Raw genomic sequence first — 19,452 nt, 5'->3', positions numbered from 1 at the left:
CAAGCGGTACGCAAAAGCTGTACGCTGAAGGGTTGAATACTGCCAACCAGAATTATGAGGAGCACAATGGCTAAAATCATCTGGACTCGCACCGACGAAGCGCCGCTGCTGGCGACGTACTCCCTCAAGCCGATCGTGGAGGCTTTCGCTTCCCGCGCCGGCATCGACGTGGACACCGCCGATATCTCGCTCGCCGGTCGCATTATCTCCCAGTTCCCGGAGCGCCTCACTGATGAGCAGAAGCTTGACGACGCCCTGGCGCAGCTCGGCCAGCTCGCCAAGAAGCCCGAGGCCAACATCATTAAGCTGCCGAACATCTCCGCTTCCCTGGTGCAGCTGAAGAAGGCCATCGCCGAGCTGCAGGCCGCCGGCTTTGACCTGCCGGAGTACGAGGAGGCGCAGGAGAAGTACGACGCCGTCAAGGGCTCCGCCGTCAACCCGGTACTGCGCGAGGGCAACTCCGATCGCCGCGCGCCGGAGGCCGTGAAGAACTACACCAAGAAGCACCCGCACTCCATGGGCGAATGGTCGAAGGACTCCAAGACCAACGTCGCCACCATGGATGCCGGCGACTTCCGCCACAACGAGAAGTCCGTCATTATCCCGGCCGAGGACACCCTCACCATCAAGATGACCGACGGCACCGTGCTCAAGGAGGGCCTGAAGGTCCAGGCCGGCGAGGTCATCGACGGCACCTTCATGTCCGCCGCCGCCCTCGACGCATTCCTGGAGGAGGCCGTCAAGCGTGCCAAGGAAGAGGGCGTGCTCTTCTCCGCGCACCTGAAGGCCACCATGATGAAGGTCTCCGACCCGATCATCTTCGGCCACGTCGTGCGCGCCTACTTCAAGCCTGTCTTTGACAAGTACGGCGAGGAGCTTTTGGCGGCTGGCCTCAACGGCGAGAACGGCCTCGGCGCCATCCTCGACGGCCTGCCCGAGCTGGAGAACGGCGAGGAGATCCGCAAGGCCTTCGAGCAGCAGCTTGTCGACGGCCCGGCGCTCGCCATGGTCAACTCCCACAAGGGCATCACCAACCTGCACGTGCCGTCGGATGTGATCATCGACGCCTCCATGCCCGCCATGATCCGCACCTCCGGCCACATGTGGAACGCCGACGACCAGGAGCAGGACACCCTGGCCGTCATCCCGGACTCCTCCTACGCGGGCGTCTACCAGGCTGTTATCGACGACTGCCGCGAGAACGGCGCCTTCGACCCGACCACCATGGGTACTGTCCCGAACGTCGGCCTCATGGCGCAGAAGGCCGAGGAGTACGGCTCCCACGACAAGACCTTCAAGATCCCGGCTGACGGCACCGTCCAGGTGGTTAACTCCGCAGGCGACGTGCTGATCGAGCACGACGTCGAGGCCGGCGACATCTGGCGCGCCACCCAGACCAAGGACGCCCCGATCCAGGACTGGGTCAAGCTGGCTGTTAACCGCGCACGCCTGTCCGGCATGAAGACCATCTTCTGGCTCGACGAGGAACGCGCACACGACCGCAACCTCATCGACCTGGTGAACAAGTACCTGCAGGACCACGACACCGAGGGCCTGGACATCTCCATCCAGTCCCCGGTCGAGGCCACCAAGACCTCCATCGAGCGCATCCGTCGCGGCGAGGACACCATCTCCGTGACCGGCAACGTGCTGCGTGATTACAACACGGACCTCTTCCCCATCCTGGAGTTGGGCACCTCCGCGAAGATGCTCTCCGTCGTCCCGCTGATGGCCGGCGGCGGCCTGTTCGAGACCGGTGCCGGCGGCTCCGCCCCGAAGCACGTCCAGCAGGTTGAGGAAGAAAACCACCTGCGTTGGGACTCCCTCGGTGAGTACCTCGCACTGGCCGAGTCCTTCCGCCACGAGAAGAACACCAACGGCAATGACAAGGCCGGCGTCCTGGCCGCCGCGCTGGACAAGGCCACCGAGAAGCTTCTCGACGAAGGCAAGTCGCCGTCGCGCAAGGTGAACGAGATCGACGACCGCGGCTCCCACTTCTGGCTCTCCCTGTTCTGGACAGAGGCGCTGGCCGCTCAGTCCGACGACGCCGAGCTGGCCGAGGTCTTCGGCCCGATCGCTAAGGACCTGCGCGACAACGCCGAGACCATCGATCGCGAGCTTCTCGACGCCCAGGGCAACGCTGCCGACCTTGGCGGCTACTACTGGCCCGACGAGGAAAAGATCTCCGCGGTCATGCGCCCGTCCGCAACCTTCAACAAGATCATCGACGAACTGGAGAAGTAGCTCGCTGATCTAAACAACGGCCGTCCAGGGTCTCGCACCCTGTGCCGGCCGTTTTTTGTTGCGCTGTAGTTCGCCCGCGCGGCTATCCCGCCTCGGGATGCTTACCCGAGGATGCTTACCCCGGTTAAATGCTTACCCGAAGATGCTTATTTCTCGAGTAACGCGCGAGAACCAGCCGAAGGTTCGTCGAGAAGTAAGCGTTTGGGAGTAAGCATCTAGCAACGAGTAAGCATCCTGCTGTAAGCATCTAACCCATCCGCGCCGCCAGCACCTCGGTGCCGGCCAGCGCAGCCCGAACTTCCGCGATAAACACGTGGGGCTGTTCCCGCAGGAGCCTGGACTCGAACCGCAGGATCACGTAGCCCTTGTTGCCGATCCGTTTCTGTCGGTTGAATTCTTTCTTCCACACCTCGCCGGCGTCGTCGCGCTCGTATTTGATTTCGCCGTCGATCTCGATGATCAGCCACCCCTGCACCAAAAGGTCGGCGAAGTAGCGCTCGATCTGGGCCTGGGCGACCACCGGCCCGATCCCAGCCTCAATCAACAACCCCCGGGCCAGGGACTCGTACGCTGAATCGGAGTTCGGGATCGCATGCTCCAGGCACTTCCGGGCCTCACCGATCCCCTTCGCCCTCCCCATTTTCCGGATCTCCTTTTCAATCGCGTTCCGTTCAATGCCGCGCCGCAGGAGGTAGTCGGCGGCGATGAGCCCTTCGATAAACCCGTGGTAGCGGGCGATGTCGATGAACGTGCGGATCGGCGTAGTAAGACAGTGCCCCTCGTAAACCAACTGCTCGTCGCGCCGAAGCTTGGAAAACCGGAACGCGTAGCGCCCGCTCTGGGCCCTGCTCTGCGACACACTCCGCGACGGCAGCGCCACCTCCACCGGTTCCTCCCCGCTTGAAATCACCCACATCCCCAGCTTCCGAGCCGCCGAGCGCCCCACCAGCACAGCGGCGTTGCTCACCATCGCGGCGGCCTCCACGCGCAGCCACTGCCGTTCGTGGTACCTCAGCTCGCCCCACGTCGCAGCCGGAAACCACACGGCCGGTTCCAGTTCCACAAACTCCCCGTCCGGGAAGGTGCCGTGCGTGAGCTTTCGCTTATCGACGAGCTCCGCCCTCAACTCCCCTTTCCGTTCTTCCCAACGCCCCAGTTCATGCGTGTCTTCTCGGTCCATCCCCATGCGAATTAGACGCACGAAAACCCGCCACGGTTCCCTCGCAGATTTATATTCAGCCAAACCCACAGCCCACACCCCATATAGACCGCTTGGTACACAATGGCAGACAAAGCGGACTACATTGCACCCCATGACGAACTCGAAGCAGAAGTACGACAACTCCAACGCCAGCGAATGGTCGTTTGGCACCCGCTCCATCCACGCCGGCCAGCAGGTGGACCAGGATTACGGCGCGCGCAACCAGCCGATCTACATGACCACCAGCTACGTATTCGACGACGCCCAGCACGCTGAGAACCGCTTCAACCTCTCGGATGCGGGCCCGATTTACACCCGCCTGACCAACCCGACGCAGTCCGCGCTGGAGGACCGCCTCGCTTCCCTGGAGGGCGGCGTGGCAGCCACCGCGTTCGCCTCCGGCATGGCCGCGGAAACCGCCGCGATCCTCACCCTCGCCCAGGCCGGCGACCACGTGGTCACCTCCCCGCGCCTCTACGGCGGCACCGAGACGCTCTTCCAGCACACGCTGCCGAAGCTGGGCATCGACTTCACGTTCGTGGAGAACCCGGACGATCCGGAGAGCTGGCAGGCCGCGGTCAAGCCGAACACGAAGGCGTTCTACGGCGAGACCTTCGGCAACCCGATCGCGGACGTGCTGGACATCCCGGCCATTTCCGAGGTGGCCCACAACAACCAGGTCCCGCTGATCGTGGACAACACCATGGCCACCGCGGCGCTCGTCCGCCCGCTGGAGCTCGGCGCGGACATCGTGGTCCTTTCCACCACGAAGTTCTACACCGGCAACGGCGCGGCCATCGGCGGCGCGATCGTGGACGGCGGCACCTTCGACTGGACCGTCCAGCGCGACGGCGAGGATGTCTTCCCGCTGTTTACCACCCCGGACCCGGCCTACCACGGCCTGAAATACGCGGACCTCGGCGCCCCGGCATTTGCACTGCGCGCCCGCGCTGGCCTCCTGCGCGACACAGGTGCGGCGATTTCCCCGTTCAATGCCTGGGTGGCGCTGCAAGGGATCGATACGTTGGCGTTGCGCGTCGAAAAGCATAATGCGAACGCGAAGAAGGTCGCCGAGTTCCTCGCAGCCCACGACAAGGTGGCCAAGGTCAACTACGCAGGCCTGGAGGGCTCGCCGTACAAGGCCACGCAGGAAAAGCTGGGGTTGAAGTACACCGGTTCGGTGCTCTCCTTCGACATCGCCGGCGATGCGGACGACAAGACCGCGGCCTGGAAGTTCATCGACGCGCTGAAGCTGCACTCCAACCTGGCCAACATCGGCGACGTGCGCTCCCTTGTGGTCCACCCGGCGTCCACCACGCACTCGCAGTCGGATGCCGCGGGCCTTGCGCGCGCCGGCATCACCCAGGCCACGGTGCGCCTGTCCGTGGGCATCGAGGACGTCGAGGACATCATCGCGGACCTCGAGCACGGCTTCGCGGCGGTGTAAATGCTGTCTGCGGAAGGCGAGCTGGCAACCGTCGCTATCGGCGACGTCCACACCGAGGCGGGCGCGGTGATCGAGGATGCGCACATTGCCTATCGACGGTGGGGCGTCCCCCGTGGTGACCTTGGCGGCAAGAACAACATTCTGCTGGTCGAGCATGCACTCACGGGCGACTCCGACGCCGCCGACTGGTGGTGCGAGGCCATCGGCCCCGGCAAGGCGCTGGACACCGACGAGTGGTGCGTGATCTGCACCAACGCACTGGGGTCCTGCTACGGCTCCACCGGGCCTGCCAGCGAACACCCGGACGGTGGTGCCTGGGGCTCGCGCTTTCCCGCGATCAACATTCGCGACATGGTGCACGCCGAACGCGCGTTTTTGGAAGCGCTTGGCATCGGCCGAGTCCACGCCATCATCGGCGGCTCCATGGGCGGCGCGCGCACCCTGGAGTGGACGCTGCTCTACCCCGAAACCGTGGATTACGCGCTGGTGCTCGCCGTTTCCGCCCGTGCCAGCGCCTGGCAGATTGGCATCCAGACCGCCCAGATCACCTCCATCACCCAGGACCCCGACTGGCACGGCGGCGACTACCACGGCACCGGCTGCGCCCCGAACGCTGGCCTGGCCGCCGCGCGGCGCATCGCGCACCTGACCTACAGGGGCGAGCTGGAAATCGACGAGCGCTTCGGCACCTCCGCCCAGGCGGGCGAAAATCCGCTTGGGCCTTTCCGCGCCGACGGCCAGCGCTTCGCCGCGCAGTCCTACCTGGAACATCAGGGCAAAAAACTCACCGAGCGTTTCGACGCCGCCAGCTACGTCACCCTCACCGAAGCGCTCAACCGCCACGACGTGGGCCGCGGCCGTGGCGGGCTGAACAAGGCACTGGCCTCGTCGACGGTGCCGACCATGATCATGGGCGTGGACACCGACATCTTGTACCCCTACCACCAGCAGGAACACCTCTCGCGCAACCTGGGCAACCTGCTCGCCATGGCGAAACTATCCTCCCCCGTCGGCCACGACGCCTTCTTAGTGGAGGCCCGCCAGATGGACCAGATCCTGCGCAACTTCATCACCCTGACCAAGGAGACTCCGTCCGCGCGCGAAGTCGCAGCAGAGCGCGGCGCTTACGACATTTAGAGGTCGTTGACCTGCACCTCGGTGCCGTCCGAAGTGGCCAGGTAGGCCCTACCCATACCGACCCAGCCGGCAAACGGGGTGCTGGAAAGCGTGATGCGCTCGTGCACATGCCCGAGCAACCACGCACCGTACCCCAACGCGGCGAGCTCGTCGCGGGTGCACGGCAGGCATGGGTTGTTGGAGTACTCCCCTGTCACCGAGGTGTGCAGAAGGCCCAGGTTCGGCGCTTCTGCCACCGGTGCCGGGAACTTTGCGACGATCTCACGCGGGTCCCGGTCCACCTCCACCGCAGCGGTGTGCAGCGCCCACCCGCCCGCTCGGATGGTCTGGGGCTCTTGCCTTGCGACGATCACGCCACCCGGAATGGTTCCAGTGAGGTCGTGGTGCACGTCGTGGTTGCCAGCGACGAACACGACGGTGTCGAAAAACTCGAGCCCACGCTGGAAAAACCGGGTGACCTCGCCATACGTGGCGTCGGTGAAACGCTTGCGGTCGATCACGTCGCCGAGCATGACCAAATGCCTCGCCCCCGCCTCCGCGCCGCGTCCGAGGGTGTTAAGGGCCCATTCGATGCCCGGACCGGTCTTCTTGTCGCCGTGTTGTTTGCGGCCCAAATGGATGTCCGCGACAACGAGGATGGGATCGGCTGCAAGGTGAGGCATGGCCCCAGGGTATCCGGGCGCGGAGCTTTGCTGTCCCACAGCTCGTTGGGCCTCTACGAACGCATGGGGCCGGGCTACCGCACGCGTGCGGCGTATCTGCCCTGCCACCACCGGATCAGTACGAGCACGACGGTGGAGGTGCCCACGCCGATCAACGTCATTGCCATGGCCTCGGCGCGGTGGCCCTGCTCAAACTGGTTCATGATCCACGGCGCGAGCAGGTTGATGCGCGTAGGCCGTATCAACGAGGACATGACCAGCTCGCGGATGCCCACGAAGAACGCGAGCAGCCAGCCGGCGAAGATACCGGGCGCGAGCATGGGCAGGGTGACGCGGGTAAAGGTTTGCCAGGATGTCGCGCCAGCCACGGCGGAGGCCTCCGACAGGGTCGGGGACATGGCGGCGGCGGAAGTTTTGATGTTCTGCACCGCCATGGGCACGAACAGCACCGTAAACGCCATTACCAGGATCAACTGCGAGCCGTAGGGGGTAAAGGGCAGCTTCGGCGAGTTCCACAGCAGGATGAAGCCGATGGCCAGCACGATGCCGGGCACGGTGTCCGGGGCGACGGCCAAAAAGTCGGAGAAGCGCGCGGGCCAGCGGCGGCTGCGCATGGTAAACACTGTCACCGCCAGCGCCAGCATCACCGCGGTGGTCGCGCCGATTGCGCCAAGCGCGATGGAGCGCGTCAGCGCCTCCTGGCCGGACGGCATGCTCAGCACGATCTGGAAATAGTCGAACGTGAGGTTGTCCAGTGTCGGCGGCTTGGAGCGCAGGATGGTCATCGCCGCCAAAATGATGGAAATGTACGGGATGAACACGGTCAAGGTGAACACGAGCGCGGTGTACACCCAGGCAAGGGCCATCATGCCTCTCGACGGCCGAAGGTTGACCTCCCTCGACACCCTGCCGCCGGAGGCAAGCACCCCGCGGCCGACCCACTGCTGCACCGCCCACGCCATCACGCCGAGGGTGAACAGCACGCTCGAGGACGCCGCCGCTTTGGAGAAGTTCAGCGGGTCGATGGTCACGTCCTGGTAGATCGAGGAGACGAGCACCTCGTAGCCGATCGCATTGCCGAGGGTGACCGGGGTGCCGAACTCGCCGGCGGCCTTGATAAAGACGATCAGTGCGCCGAGCGAATAGGGCCCGACTACCGCGGGGACGACCACGCGGCTGAACTGCTGCCACCGGCTAGCACCCGCCACCTGCGCCATCTCCAGCTGCGAGGCGGGGATCGACGCGAACGCGTTGCGCAGGATCAGGTAGAGGAACGGGAATAGTTCGGCGGCCATGATGAAGCCCATGCCCCACACTGAGTTGATGGCGGACCGGACGGCGTCGCCAAGCGTGAGGCCCAAAAGCATGTCCGCCACGCCGCGCAGGCGGGTGAAGTCCATCCACGCCATTGCCGCGGCGAACGGCGGGGTCATAAACGGCACCATGACCAGCACTTCCACCCACCCGGCGCGCCGCATGGACGTCCAGGCGCGGAAGAATGCCAGCGGTGCCGCGAAAAGGGTGGCGAAAAAAACGACGAGGACGGAAAGCCAGACCGTGTTGCGGATGACGCGCAGCATCTCCGGACGCAAAAGGCTATCCAGGGCTGAGTCTTCGCCCCGGTAGCCGGTCACGGCTGTGACCAGGACGGACACCAGCGGTGCCGCGACCAGGACCAGCAGGATGAGCAGTACCGGATAGACCCCGGGGTTGGCTTTCGTCTTCGTCGTCATTGGTGCCTGTTACTTCAGGTAGCGGTCAGCGAACTGCTCGCGGACGTTCTTGGACTCCTTGGAGATGGCGGCCCAGTCGTCGGAGATCTGGTTGATCTCCGCCAGCTTCGGGCCGTTCTTCGGGTCCACGTTCTTGTTGGACGGGATCATGTTCTTCGATGCGGAGATCTGCTGCGCCTCCTCGGAGAACATGAAGTCCACGAAAGCCTTGGCGGCGTCCATGTTGTCGGAGGACTTCATGATCAGTACCGGGCGCGGGGTCACAGTGGTGCCGGAGGACGGGATGACAATCTCCAGCGGCTCGCCCTTGCCTTTGGCGGAGTAGGCGGAGTAGTCCACGCCGCCGAAGACGATGCCCTTGGAGCCCGAGGTGACCTGGTCAAGCGCCGGGCCGTTGGCGCCCTGGACGATCATGCCGTTGTCGAAGAGCTTGTCAAACAGCTCCCAGGTCTTGTCCTCGCCCCACTCGGAGATCATGGCGGTGAGCAGGTCGGCGGCGGTGCCGGACTCACGCGGGTCCGGCATGATTACCTGATCGGCGTACTTCGGGTCCGTCAGATCCTCCCAGTCGGAGGGGATGTCGGAGACCACATCGGTGTTCGCAACCAGGGCGAGTGCGGAGCCGTCGCGGCCGTGGAAGGTGTCGTCGTCTGCGTTCCAATCGGCGTTGGCATCCTCGATGTTCTCCGGCTTGTAGGACTCCAGGGCACCGGTCTGAGCCTGCTTGTTGGCGGCGTTCCAGGACGCCAGGTAGACCACGTCGGCCTGCGGGTTCGCTTCCTCGGCCTTGATCTTGGCGGTGACCTCGCCGGTGGTGCCGGCGAACACGTTGACGGTCACGCCGGTGCGGTCCTGGAAGGCCTCGACGAGCGCGTCGGTCAGGCCCTGCGGGTTTGCGGAGTAGTAGTCGATGGAGCCGGACAGGCCCTCCGGGGCCTTCCACTCGTCGGCGGAGACGGTCTCGTTGTTCGCGCCGGTGGACTCGGCGTTGTCGCTGGACTCGACGGAGCCGCAGGCCACCAGGCCGAACGCGGCGGATGCGCCCGCAAGGGCGGCGATGAACTTCTTCATGTTGGGAAACTCCTAAATAGAAAGAAACGGGATTAGGAACGTGGGGTGACCGTCAGCAACACGTCGTCGCCGCGGCCCAAGCGGTGCCTGGTGTAGGCCAGCCACGGCTCCGGCGCACCCGGTACGACGCTTCGGATTTCGTAGCGCCCGCCGGTGTACTGGCTTTCCACCACCTCGCCGACAATGGAGTTCGCCGGAAGTGGATCCGGTCGCTTTCCATGCAGCGGGGTGACCTCGAGGTCCTCCGGCCGGTTCGACGGGAGGGTCTCGTGGGTGTTGGTCACGCCGACGAAACCGGCGACGAAGTCGTCCGCGGGATGGTCGTAGAGCTCCACCGGGTCCGCGAACTGCACGACGTTGCCGGCGTGCATCACCGCAACGCGGTCCGACATGGCAAGCGCCTCAGACTGGTCGTGGGTGACGTAAACGACGGTGAGGTTGAGCTCGTAGGCCAGGCGGGTCAGCTCCGAGCGAATCTGGGTGCGCAGGGCTGCGTCGAGAGCGGACAGAGGCTCGTCCATAAGCAAAAGCTCCGGGCCGGAGACGAGCGCACGCGCGATAGCGACGCGCTGCTGCTGGCCGCCGGAGAGCTCGTTGGGGCGCTGCTCGGCCTTCGCGCCGATGCCCACCATGTCCATCGCGCGAGCCACGCGCTTATCGCGCTCGGCCTTGGACACCTTCTGCTTGCCGGTGGTCAGCGGGAACTCGACGTTTTTGGCCACCGTCATGTGCGGCCACAGTGCGAGGTCCTGGAACACCATGGAGAGGTTGCGCTTGTTCACCGGCACGTTGGTGCCGGGGCCGAAGACTTCGCGGCCGGCGAACTCGATCACGCCCGCGTCCGGGGTTTCCAGGCCCGCGATGCAGCGCAGCAGGGTGGACTTGCCGCAGCCGGAGGGGCCGAGGATGGAAACGAACTCGCCGTTCGCCATGTCCAGGGAGGTCTCGTGGAGCCCAGTGCCGTCCGCAAACTCACGACGGATTCCCCTCAAAGAGACTTGAGCCGTTTCGTTTGCAATTTTTTCAGCACTGTTACCAGAATTCACCCGTGCCACAGTAGAGGAGCCAGGTTACCGCCTGCCGACGTCAAACCGACGCTCAGGTGAACGCGAAGTGAACTTCTGGCGCTACGACCCGAGCGAGTCCACCGACCAGGACAGCCACAGCATGGCCGCGCCGAGGGCGGTGGTAAACAGCGCGTCGAAGCGCCTCGAGCGCACCGCCACCAGGCCGATCACCTTCGAATCGCAGGTCAGGCGCATCACGGTCAGCCACAACATGGCCGCGCCGAGCGTGAACGTGGCGCGGCGCCAGTGCTCCGTGGCGGCGTAGACACCGGAGAGCACGAACCCCACTACGAACAGCGCGCCCATTGCGCGCTGCACCGCCGCGGGCAGCGGCGAGGCGGCCGCGCCGCGGTCGTGGGGGTTGTCCAGCGTGGGTCCGTCGGGAAGCTCGGTGTTCAACCGGTCGTTCATCCGGTCGCTCCCCGGCAGCTGGATCCTGCTACTTGCCAAACCGGCACCCTAGCTGGCGCCCTGGCCGATGCCGGCCTGACGTTCTGCGTTTTCCACGATGTTGCGCACCAAAAACGTGCGCGTCATCGGGCCCACTCCACCCGGGTTCGGAGAGACCCAGCCGGCCTTCTCCCACACGTCCGGGTGCAGGTCGCCGACGGTTTTGCCGTCGATGCGGGAGACGCCGACGTCGAGAAGCGCGGCACCTTCCTTGATCATGTCCGCGGTGATCATGTGTGGCTTGCCGGCGGCGGCGATGATCACGTCCGCGCGGCGGGTCTCCGCGGCGAGGTCCTTGGTGCCGGTGTGGCACAGCACCGTGGTGGCGTTGACGTCGCGGGCGGTGAGCATCAGCGAAATCGGGCGGCCCACCGTCACGCCGCGGCCGATCACGCACACGATCGCGCCGTTCAAATCCACGCCGAAGCGCTCGAGCAGCTTGATGGAGCCGTTCGGGGTGCAGGGCAGCGGCGCAGGCTCGTTGAGCACCAGCTTGCCCAGGTTGACCGGGTGCAGGCCGTCGGCGTCCTTCGCCGGGTCAATCAGCTCCAGAATGCGGTTTTCATCCAGGTGCTTGGGCAGCGGCAGCTGCACGATGTAGCCGGTGACGGCCGGGTCGTGGTTCAGCTCGCTGATAAGCTGCTCCAGCTCCTCCTGGGTGCAGTCGCCCGGCAGCTCCTTCATAATGGACGCGATGCCGAGTTCCTCGCAGTCCTTGTGCTTCATGCGCACGTAGTTCTGGCTGGCGGGGTCCTCGCCGACGAGCACCGTCGCCAGGCCCGCGGTCACGCCGTGCTCAGCTTTGAGACGAGCCACGCGCGACTTCAAATCCGCGAAAATCTCCTCGCGGTAGAGTTTTCCGTCCAGTTTGATCGCAGTCACGGCCCCAATCCTAGACTGTCAGGCGTGCTCCACCTGATCTACGACAACCCGGCCATCGGCGGCAACGCCGGCGCGGCAATTCGTCTGGCCGCGAACACCGGCGCGCAACTGCACTTTGTCGAGCCGCTCGGCTTCAACTTCGACGACAAGCACTTACAACGCGCTGGCCTGGACTACCATGACCTGGCGGATGTGATCATCCACCCGGACATCGATGCCTGTTTTGATTCCATCCCAGATTCCCGCATCTTCGCGTTCACCACGCACACCGAGCACCACTTCCACGACGTGTCCTACCAGGACGGCGACGCGTTGCTGTTCGGCAACGAAGCAAACGGCATCCCGGAAGTACACCTGGCCCACCCGCGGATCACGCGCGAAGTGCGCATCCCGATGCTACCGGCGCGGCGCAGCATGAATCTGACCAACTCCGCGTCAGTCGCCGTCTACGAGGCGTGGCGCCAGCTCGGCTTCCTCGGCGGTATCTGACAAGGGGTCCGTCACCTGCATCGGTGGGAGCTTGCGGGCCCGCAGCTTATCGACGATTTCACGTGCCTGCACCTCCCCCACATCGCGCAAGGAGACACTGAACGGGCCGGGCACCATGTCGAGGTCGACATTGGCGAGGCCGAGGGCGCGCTGCAGCGGGCCCTGCTCGAAGGCCAGCTCCTGGATGTGAGGCGTTTCCACCATCTGGTACCAGCGGCCCAGCCGGCCGGCGGTCGCCGCGACGGCGCCGTCGCGGATGGTGACGGTCTGGCGTTTCCAATCGATCGGCGAGACCCACCGTGCGCTGCGCGGCGAGCGGTAATCGGCTGCGGATAGGTCCGTCAGCTCGTCCCCGGTCATCGGCCCGATGGCGTCCACCACCGCCTTCGCCTGCTCCCACGTGCCCACCGGCAGAAGCTTCGAGGTGCCGGTCTGCTTGTTGCCCTCCGAGCCGTAGCCGGCCACCACAACGGAGACTGTCCACCAGCCAAACAGCCGCCAGAACATCGGCTGACGCAGCTGCACCGCGTGGATGCGCGAGCGCGGCACCGCCTGACGGCGGCGGTTGGCCAGCCCGTACGTGAGGTGGAACATCTCCCCTTCCTTGGTGCAGGTGAACCGCCAGGACTGGTCGATGGTGCGCCAGATCCTTGGCAAAAAACCCACCAGTACCGGGATGATCGCCGCGGCGGTCAGGTCCGTCCAAATCGGCACGAACGCCCACGCGATGGTGAACAGCGTGGACATCTGGAACGCGGTGCCGATGAGCGACCTGCGGATGGGGATTGGGGGGACGAGGTTCGGGCCGGAGGCGTCGATAGGCAACTGCTTCTGCGGTCCCCCAATGCGGCGCAGCAGTTGCGCGCGCACCTCCTCCGCTTCATCACGCGGCAGGTAGGTGATATCGATGGCGGATTGCGCGTTACCGGCGGCCTCGATGCGCACCGACGCGAGGCCGAAAAGCCGCGGCGCGAAGGATTCAATGACGTCGACGGCCTGGATGCGGTCGAAACGCGCGGCGCGGACCTGGTTGGTGAGCACGCCGCGGCGCACCTCCACCTCCTCCTCGCCGATTTTGAAGCCGCTGCGGCGCCACCAAATCTGGGAGACCGCGAAAATCACCGCGAGCGCGGCAACGGCACCCGCCGCCGCCCACGCGATCTCGCGTGCGCCGACGTTTTCGCGCTGCGCCCAGTGGTAGATGGGCATGGTGAAGTTGAACAGCGCAATCGTGGCCAGGGCCAGCACGAACGCCCACACGCGAAGCAGCGGGGTGAGACGGTGGATGCGGCGGTAGCCCTCCATGCCGGGGGTGGTGTGGAGGTTGCGCTGGTTGCTCGCGGTACTCACAGGCCGCTCATCCGCTCGCGGGCTTTGACGGCCAGGCGGTCGCGCAGCGCGTCGGCGTCCTCGGCGAGCAGGCCCGGAAGATCCGAATCCGACGAGCTGGACGCCGTGTGCACCTTCAGCTCCTTCAGGCCGAGGGAGCGGGAAATCGGCCCGGACTCCACGTCCACGAACTGGATGCGCCCGTACGGGATCACCGTGATGGTGTGAAACATCTTGCCCTTGCTCAACACCAGCTCATTGTCCGTTTCCAGCCAGCCCATGTTGCGCACCTGGAACGGGATAAGGAAGAACCGCCAGATGAAAAAGACGCCGAAAATACCCAGCGGGATGAGAAAACCCCAGCCCCACTCGCGGTAGCAGAGGTAGAGCCCACCGCAGACAATGAGCGCCCAGATGGCGTTGCTGACCAACTGCGGCCACATCAGCTTCGTGGAGACCTTGTGCATGGTCTCCACCGAGGTGGGCAAAGGCTGCAGCGGCGCGTCTGACATGGCGCTCACGCTACCAGCCCGGCGCGATGGGGCTGTTCCGGCGTAGATGCTTACTCCAGGATGCTTACCCATCGAGTGCGGCGCCCTGTACTGCCCTGGCTCTCTCGAGAAGTAAGCGTTTAGAAGTAAGCATCCTCGAGCGGTAAGCATCCTGGAGTAAGCATCCACAGCCAACACCCGGCACACCCGCCCCGGTCACGCGCCTGTCACCGGAAATCCCGGGACCCGTATGGACTACACACTGTTCGGTGGCCACCCCAGCGCTCACGCCACCTGTCCGGCCGGGGCGCCTCGGGTGCCTAACAGTTGCGACCTCCTGTTTCGCACTGTACGATCTCTCCCACAGAGCCGGGTTTTCCGGCGAATAGGCAACGGCCCCCACCTCAGTTGTGGGGGCTGTCCTCATTTCAGTGGTGACTGGTTGAGCGCTTCTAAAATCCAGCGTTCACGCCGAAGCCACTCACCAAGTTTCGGATTAATCATTTTGCAGAGTTCCACGCTGTCTTGGTGCGCCTGTCTCACTGCATTCTCCTCCGAAATAATCGGTCTGTGATGCGAAGCTCGGTTTCGGATGGTCCGCAAATTATTCGCTCGAGAAGAAAAGTTCGTCTCGTCCGCGTGTTTTAACCGTGGACGGATCGCTTCGACCCACAGCACGTGCCGAGGATTTCTGTCGTTTTGGTAGTGGGACACCGGCAACAGCTGTGTCCACGATCCAAAACTTAATCCAGCCACATAATCATCATGGGTAGGATTCGGCCCAGCAGTTTTCAAATCGGCGAATGACCTCAGCGGCCTTTTCGGCTGTGCCACCACTGTCGCGAGCAAATCAACTGGGTCGGTAATCCACTCCCGAGTTCCGCCGTGTTGGATATTCCACTCCGCAAAACTTTCGTCTCGCTTCAGGTAGCGAGCCCAGAATGATCTCCGCCGAGGTCTTTGTCACCGGATTAGTCGAAATTTTCATTTCCCCCCTCTGCCCCACTTTTACCCCATCACCGGAAATCGCGCGACCCGCGAGAGAGCAGCTCCCCCATCGTCAGCGGCTCGAGCCGGTCCGCCACCACGGACACCGCCCCGGAGGCGTTTTGCACGATCCCGCGCACGACCAGTGCTTTGGCGGTGCGCGCCAACACCCGCTGCTTGTTCCACAGCCCGACGGAGATGACCACGTTGATCAGCCCGGTCTCGTCCTCCATGCCCAGAAAGGTCACTCCGCCCGCGGTGGCCGGGTGCTGGCGGTGCGTGATCACGCCGGCCACGCGCACGCGGGTGCCGTCCTCCACCCCGTGCAACAGCTCGGCAGCCGGCACCACGCCCTGCGCCGACAACGCCGAACGCACCATCTCCACCGGCATCAGCCCGGGTGTGACACCGGTGGCCACCACGTCGGCGGCCATCAGCTCAAACGGGTTCATGCCGGGCAGCGATGGCGCTACCACCGACGACAACCCAGGCAGCATGCCGTCGCGCTCCGTGGCGGCCACGCCCGCCTGCCACAGCGCCTGCCTGCGCGTGACCCCGAAGCAGTCCAGCGCCCCCGCCCGGGCCAGCGCCTCGACGTGCTCCACGGACAGGTCGGCCCGGCGCGCCAGGTCCGCGATGCCGTCGAAAGGCGCGGCCCGTTCAGTCCGCAAAGCCGCGTCCGCACCCAGCCCCCGCACCAGGTTCAGCCCCACCCGGATCGTCGAAGAGTCCACGCACAGCGCCTCGCACCCCGAGTTGTTCACGCACACCGGCAGCACTTCCACCCCGTGCCGGCGCGCGTCCTGGATCAGCGACTGCGGGGAGTAAAACCCCATCGGCTGCGCGCGCAGCAGCCCCACGCAGAACTGCGCCGGGTAGTGGCGCTTAAACCAGGCGGAGAAGTACACCAGCGAGGCGAACGACTGCGAGTGCGACTCCGGGAACCCGTAGGCGGCAAAGGCGACGATCTTCTGCCAGAGCCCCTCGGCCACGTCCGAACCAATCTCGTTGGTGCGCCAGCACCCTTCGAAAAACCGCGACTTCAACGCCGCCATGCGAGCCGGGGATCGTTTCGAGCCCATGGCGCGTCGCAGCGCATCGGCTTCTCGGCCCGAAAAGCCGGCCGCATCCACGCAGATCTGCATGAGCTGCTCCTGGAACAGCGGGATGCCCAGCGTCTTGCCCAGGGCGCGCTCGAGCACCGGGTGGTCGTAGGTCACCGGCTCCAGCCCGTCGCGCCTTCTTAAATAGGGGTGCACCGACCCACCCTGGATCGGGCCCGGACGAATCAGGGCCACCTCCACCACCAGGTCGAAAAACTGCCGCGGCTTCAGCCGGGGCAGGGTGCCCATCTGCGCGCGCGATTCCACCTGGAACACGCCGACGGAATCGGCGCGGCAGAGCATGTCGTACACGGAGGCGTCGTCAAGCGGAAGCTCCCACAGGTTGACCGTGCGGCCCGTGGTTTCCTCCACCAGGTCCACCATGTGGTGCAGCGCTTCCAGCATGCCCAGGCCGAGCAGGTCGAACTTGACCAGGCCGGCCGAGGCGCAGTCGTCCTTGTCCCACTGCACCACCGAGCGGTTTTCCATGCGCGCCCACTCCACGGGCACCACGTCCGCAATGGGGCGGTCGCAAATCACCATGCCGCCGGAGTGGATGCCCAGGTGGCGCGGCTGCCCTTTGAATTGCGCCGCAAGCTTCTCGACGCCCTCCGGAACCTCCGCCATCCCCTTCGCCCAACTATCAGCCGCGCCCTGCGCGAACCCCAAAGCGCGAGCGGCGTCGCGCACCGCACCCTTGGTCCGGTACGTGATCACGTTGGCCACCTGCGCCGCGTTGTCGCGCCCGTAGGTGTCGTAGACGTGCTGGATCACCTCCTCGCGCCGGCCCGACTCGATGTCTAAGTCGATGTCGGGCGGGCCGTCGCGGTCCGGGGATAAGAAACGCTCGAACAGCAGCCCCGCCTCGATCGGCTCCACATTGGTGATGCCCAGAGCGAAACACACCGCCGAGTTCGCCGCACTGCCCCGTCCCTGACACATGATGTTCTGCCTCGCGCAGAAATCCACCAGGTTGTAGACGATGAGGAAGTAGCCGGGAAAGTTCAGCTCCTCGATCACCTCCAGCTCGTAGCGGATTTGGGCCATTGCTTTACGACGCACCTCCGGCCCCCGCGACGCATAGCGAAACTGCGCACTCGCCAGCGTGAGTCCCCGCAGGTGGTCCATCTCGCTGCGGCCGTCCGGCGTGGGGTAGCGCGGCAGCTCCGGCGCGACCAAGTCGAGCGTGAACGCGCAGCGTTTCGCCAGATCAACGCTGAAAGCCAATTTCGACTCGCAGCCTGGGTACATGCGCTGGAGCTGGTCGCCGGAGCGCAGCCAGTTCGCCCCCATCGGGTGCAGGTCCCCGTGCGCCTGCGCGAGCGATTCGCGCCTGGCCAGCGCCCGCTTCGCCTGCGCCAGCCTGGCATGGTCGCGTGTGGCCGCGGCGGGCAGCGCCGTGACGATGGCGGGGAGTTTGCCCGCGTGTTCATCCAGCGCCGCGTGGCGGTCCGCGTCCTCGGGCGTCATGGACACCTCGTACTCCAGCACGACATTGTCTGCGCCGAACACGTCGACCAGGTGGTCGATTTCCTCCGTCCACCGCCAGCCGGCGAGCACGACGCAGGTGCCGCCGAGCTGGTCGCCGATGAGCTCCAGCGGCGGGTAGGCCACCTTGTCTTTCTCGCGGGTGGCCATGTGCGCATCCGCCATCAGGTGCGACAGGCGCTTGTAGCCTTCCGGCCCGCGGGCGAGCACGGGCAGGACCCTGTCGCCGAGTGTCAGCTCCGCCCCGAAGACGGTGTCCAGCCCGGCCGTGGCGGCCGCCTCCGCGAATTTCACCGCGCCGTAAAACCCGTCCCGGTCTAACAGCCCCACCGCTTTCAGCCCCAGCTCAACAGCCCTGGCAACCACATCCTCCGGCTCGCTCGCCCCGCCGAGGAAGCTGTAGGAGCTTACGGTGTGCAGCTCGGCGAACGGTGTCGTCGATAGGCATCGCTCCCGCGGTGGGGGCGCTGGCTGCGCTTTGCCGTACGCGGCGCCTGCGGGCGTGCCGGTGTGGCCAACCGGCACCGGCTCCGGGCCGGGGCGGCCGGAGAGGATGCGCTCGAGCCTCGACCACGACAGTGGCGCTCCCCCGTTGAACCTCATGTCAAGGACGCTACCACCGTTCGAAACTGTGTACTAGTTCGTATGGCCCGTCGGCCCCACACCCCGACAGACAGCTCGGTTAAGAAATTCGACCAGAAATAGACTAAGCGGTACATAGGGTGCTAGATTCTGACCCGTCATAGATTCCCAACCCAAGGAGACCCCAATGCGTATCAAGCGCACCCTCGCAACCGTTGCCGCGGCTGCCCTGGCCACCACCGGCTTGGTCGCCTGCTCCAACGAGTCCGACAACACCGCCGACACCACCGCAGCCGACGGTGACAACACCACCGTCAAGATCGGCACCACCGAAGCCGACCAGGAAGCATGGCGCGTGTTCCAGAACCTGGCCGCCGACAACGGCATCACCCTGGACATCGTCTCCTTCTCCGACTACTCCCCGGTCAACGAGGCACTCGCGCAGGGCGAGCTGGACGTGAACAAGTTCCAGCACATCAAGTACCTCGCCGAGTACAACAAGGCCTCCAGCAACGACCTGCGCGTCGTCGGCTCCACCGAGATTGTGCCGCTGGCGCTGTTCTGGAAGGACCACGAGTCCATCGACGGCATCGAGGGCGAGTCCGTCGCCATCCCGAACGACCCGTCCAACCAGGGCCGCGCCATCAACGTGCTGGTCCAGGCTGGCCTGCTCACCCTGAGCGACAGCGTCGCAGACGAGCTCGCCCCGACCCCGGCCGACATCGACAAGGACGCCTCCAAGGTCACCGTCACCCCGGTGGACGCATCCCAGACCCCGTCCGCCTACAACGAGGGCAAGCCGGCCATCATCAACAACACCTGGCTGGACCGCGCTGGCATCGAGCCGGGCCTGGCCATCTTCCAGGACGACCCGGAGTCCAAGGAGGCCGAGCCGTACATCAACGTCTTCGCAGCCCAGGCAGATGACATCGACGACGAGACTCTGAACAAATTGGTTGAGCTGTGGCAGACCCCGGAGGTCGCCGAGGCCGCGGCCAAGGACTCCAAGGGCACCTCCGTGCCGGTCTACCGCGATCAGGCTGAGCTCAACGAGATTCTGGACCGCCTCCAGAACTAGTAAGTCTCCAC

Annotated in this window: 15 protein-coding genes; 5 read left to right on the top strand and 10 right to left on the bottom strand. The window is 65.2% G+C overall.

Features of this window, described 5'->3' with window-relative positions:
* The first annotated feature begins 66 nt into the window (after positions 1 to 66).
* On the top strand, positions 67 to 2,244 hold the full coding sequence (locus tag CIHUM_RS02390) for an NADP-dependent isocitrate dehydrogenase (protein ID WP_034997385.1): 2,178 nt from the start codon (positions 67 to 69) through the stop codon (positions 2,242 to 2,244).
* A 247-nt stretch (positions 2,245 to 2,491) separates the two neighbouring features.
* On the opposite strand, the gene CIHUM_RS02385 is transcribed toward CIHUM_RS02390, so the two are convergent.
* Positions 2,492 to 3,370 carry a DUF559 domain-containing protein gene (locus CIHUM_RS02385; RefSeq protein ID WP_158293360.1) on the bottom strand — a complete coding sequence of 293 codons (879 nt, stop codon included), beginning with the start codon at positions 3,368 to 3,370 and terminating at the stop codon, positions 2,492 to 2,494.
* A 187-nt stretch (positions 3,371 to 3,557) separates the two neighbouring features.
* On the opposite strand from CIHUM_RS02385, the gene CIHUM_RS02380 reads away from it, so the two are divergent.
* Positions 3,558 to 4,892, top strand: a complete 1,335-nt coding sequence (locus CIHUM_RS02380) for an O-acetylhomoserine/O-acetylserine sulfhydrylase (RefSeq protein WP_034997384.1) — start codon at positions 3,558 to 3,560, stop codon at positions 4,890 to 4,892.
* Positions 4,893 to 6,029, top strand: a complete 1,137-nt coding sequence (gene metX, locus CIHUM_RS02375) for a homoserine O-acetyltransferase MetX (protein ID WP_034997383.1) — start codon at positions 4,893 to 4,895, stop codon at positions 6,027 to 6,029.
* Here the strand turns inward: metX and CIHUM_RS02370 are convergent.
* The 6 genes from CIHUM_RS02370 to CIHUM_RS02345 all read right to left on the bottom strand — a co-directional run bounded on the left by CIHUM_RS02370 (position 6,026) and on the right by CIHUM_RS02345 (position 11,894).
* Positions 6,026 to 6,691: a metallophosphoesterase family protein gene (locus tag CIHUM_RS02370; protein WP_051106269.1), complete on the bottom strand. Its 666-nt coding sequence runs from the start codon at positions 6,689 to 6,691 to the stop codon at positions 6,026 to 6,028. The genes metX and CIHUM_RS02370 overlap by 4 nt on opposite strands.
* A gap of 74 nt (positions 6,692 to 6,765) precedes the next feature.
* On the bottom strand, positions 6,766 to 8,424 hold the full coding sequence (locus tag CIHUM_RS02365) for an ABC transporter permease (protein ID WP_034997381.1): 1,659 nt from the start codon (positions 8,422 to 8,424) through the stop codon (positions 6,766 to 6,768).
* A gap of 9 nt (positions 8,425 to 8,433) precedes the next feature.
* Positions 8,434 to 9,495: an ABC transporter substrate-binding protein gene (locus CIHUM_RS02360; RefSeq protein ID WP_273680230.1), complete on the bottom strand. Its 1,062-nt coding sequence runs from the start codon at positions 9,493 to 9,495 to the stop codon at positions 8,434 to 8,436.
* Positions 9,496 to 9,527: 32 nt separating this feature from the next.
* Positions 9,528 to 10,487: an ABC transporter ATP-binding protein gene (locus CIHUM_RS02355; RefSeq protein WP_243427117.1), complete on the bottom strand. Its 960-nt coding sequence runs from the start codon at positions 10,485 to 10,487 to the stop codon at positions 9,528 to 9,530.
* Positions 10,488 to 10,622: 135 nt separating this feature from the next.
* Positions 10,623 to 10,973, bottom strand: a complete 351-nt coding sequence (locus CIHUM_RS02350; protein WP_051106267.1) for a DUF3017 domain-containing protein — start codon at positions 10,971 to 10,973, stop codon at positions 10,623 to 10,625.
* 48 nt (positions 10,974 to 11,021) lie between these two features.
* A complete protein-coding gene (locus CIHUM_RS02345; protein WP_034997377.1) occupies positions 11,022 to 11,894 on the bottom strand; it encodes a bifunctional methylenetetrahydrofolate dehydrogenase/methenyltetrahydrofolate cyclohydrolase in 873 nt (290 codons plus the stop codon).
* 24 nt (positions 11,895 to 11,918) lie between these two features.
* Between CIHUM_RS02345 and CIHUM_RS02340 the strand changes: the two genes are divergently transcribed.
* Positions 11,919 to 12,383: a tRNA (cytidine(34)-2'-O)-methyltransferase gene (locus tag CIHUM_RS02340; protein ID WP_034997376.1), complete on the top strand. Its 465-nt coding sequence runs from the start codon at positions 11,919 to 11,921 to the stop codon at positions 12,381 to 12,383.
* Here the strand turns inward: CIHUM_RS02340 and CIHUM_RS02335 are convergent.
* The 3 genes from CIHUM_RS02335 to CIHUM_RS02325 form a co-directional block, all read right to left on the bottom strand.
* Positions 12,330 to 13,733, bottom strand: a complete 1,404-nt coding sequence (locus CIHUM_RS02335; RefSeq protein ID WP_051106266.1) for a PH domain-containing protein — start codon at positions 13,731 to 13,733, stop codon at positions 12,330 to 12,332. The genes CIHUM_RS02340 and CIHUM_RS02335 overlap by 54 nt on opposite strands.
* On the bottom strand, positions 13,730 to 14,224 hold the full coding sequence (locus CIHUM_RS02330) for a PH domain-containing protein (RefSeq protein ID WP_243427116.1): 495 nt from the start codon (positions 14,222 to 14,224) through the stop codon (positions 13,730 to 13,732). Before CIHUM_RS02330 ends, CIHUM_RS02335 begins: the two co-directional genes overlap by 4 nt.
* Positions 14,225 to 15,219: 995 nt before the next feature.
* The gene (locus CIHUM_RS02325; protein ID WP_034997374.1) at positions 15,220 to 18,384 is read right to left on the bottom strand and encodes an error-prone DNA polymerase; all 3,165 of its coding nucleotides are present in this window, start codon (positions 18,382 to 18,384) and stop codon (positions 15,220 to 15,222) included.
* A gap of 166 nt (positions 18,385 to 18,550) precedes the next feature.
* Between CIHUM_RS02325 and CIHUM_RS02320 the strand changes: the two genes are divergently transcribed.
* Positions 18,551 to 19,441 carry a MetQ/NlpA family ABC transporter substrate-binding protein gene (locus tag CIHUM_RS02320; RefSeq protein ID WP_034997372.1) on the top strand — a complete coding sequence of 297 codons (891 nt, stop codon included), beginning with the start codon at positions 18,551 to 18,553 and terminating at the stop codon, positions 19,439 to 19,441.
* Positions 19,442 to 19,452 lie beyond the last annotated feature (11 nt).

The organism is Corynebacterium ihumii, assembly GCF_028609825.1.
GTDB lineage: Bacteria > Actinomycetota > Actinomycetes > Mycobacteriales > Mycobacteriaceae > Corynebacterium > Corynebacterium afermentans.
This window is presented reverse-complemented; position numbering and strand designations above follow the sequence as displayed.

Bases quoted from the DNA above. Each gene is read 5' to 3' on its own strand.
- CIHUM_RS02350 (WP_051106267.1), bottom strand. From the start codon at position 10,973: ATGAACGACCGGTTGAACACCGAGCTTCCCGACGGACCCACGCTGGAC.
- CIHUM_RS02325 (WP_034997374.1), bottom strand. From the start codon at position 18,384: ATGAGGTTCAACGGGGGAGCGCCACTGTCGTGGTCGAGGCTCGAGCGC.
- CIHUM_RS02380 (WP_034997384.1), top strand. From the start codon at position 3,558: ATGACGAACTCGAAGCAGAAGTACGACAACTCCAACGCCAGCGAATGG.
- CIHUM_RS02370 (WP_051106269.1), bottom strand. From the start codon at position 6,691: ATGCCTCACCTTGCAGCCGATCCCATCCTCGTTGTCGCGGACATCCAT.
- CIHUM_RS02320 (WP_034997372.1), top strand. From the start codon at position 18,551: ATGCGTATCAAGCGCACCCTCGCAACCGTTGCCGCGGCTGCCCTGGCC.
- CIHUM_RS02330 (WP_243427116.1), bottom strand. From the start codon at position 14,224: ATGTCAGACGCGCCGCTGCAGCCTTTGCCCACCTCGGTGGAGACCATG.
- CIHUM_RS02360 (WP_273680230.1), bottom strand. From the start codon at position 9,495: ATGAAGAAGTTCATCGCCGCCCTTGCGGGCGCATCCGCCGCGTTCGGC.
- CIHUM_RS02365 (WP_034997381.1), bottom strand. From the start codon at position 8,424: ATGACGACGAAGACGAAAGCCAACCCCGGGGTCTATCCGGTACTGCTC.
- metX (WP_034997383.1), top strand. From the start codon at position 4,893: ATGCTGTCTGCGGAAGGCGAGCTGGCAACCGTCGCTATCGGCGACGTC.
- CIHUM_RS02390 (WP_034997385.1), top strand. From the start codon at position 67: ATGGCTAAAATCATCTGGACTCGCACCGACGAAGCGCCGCTGCTGGCG.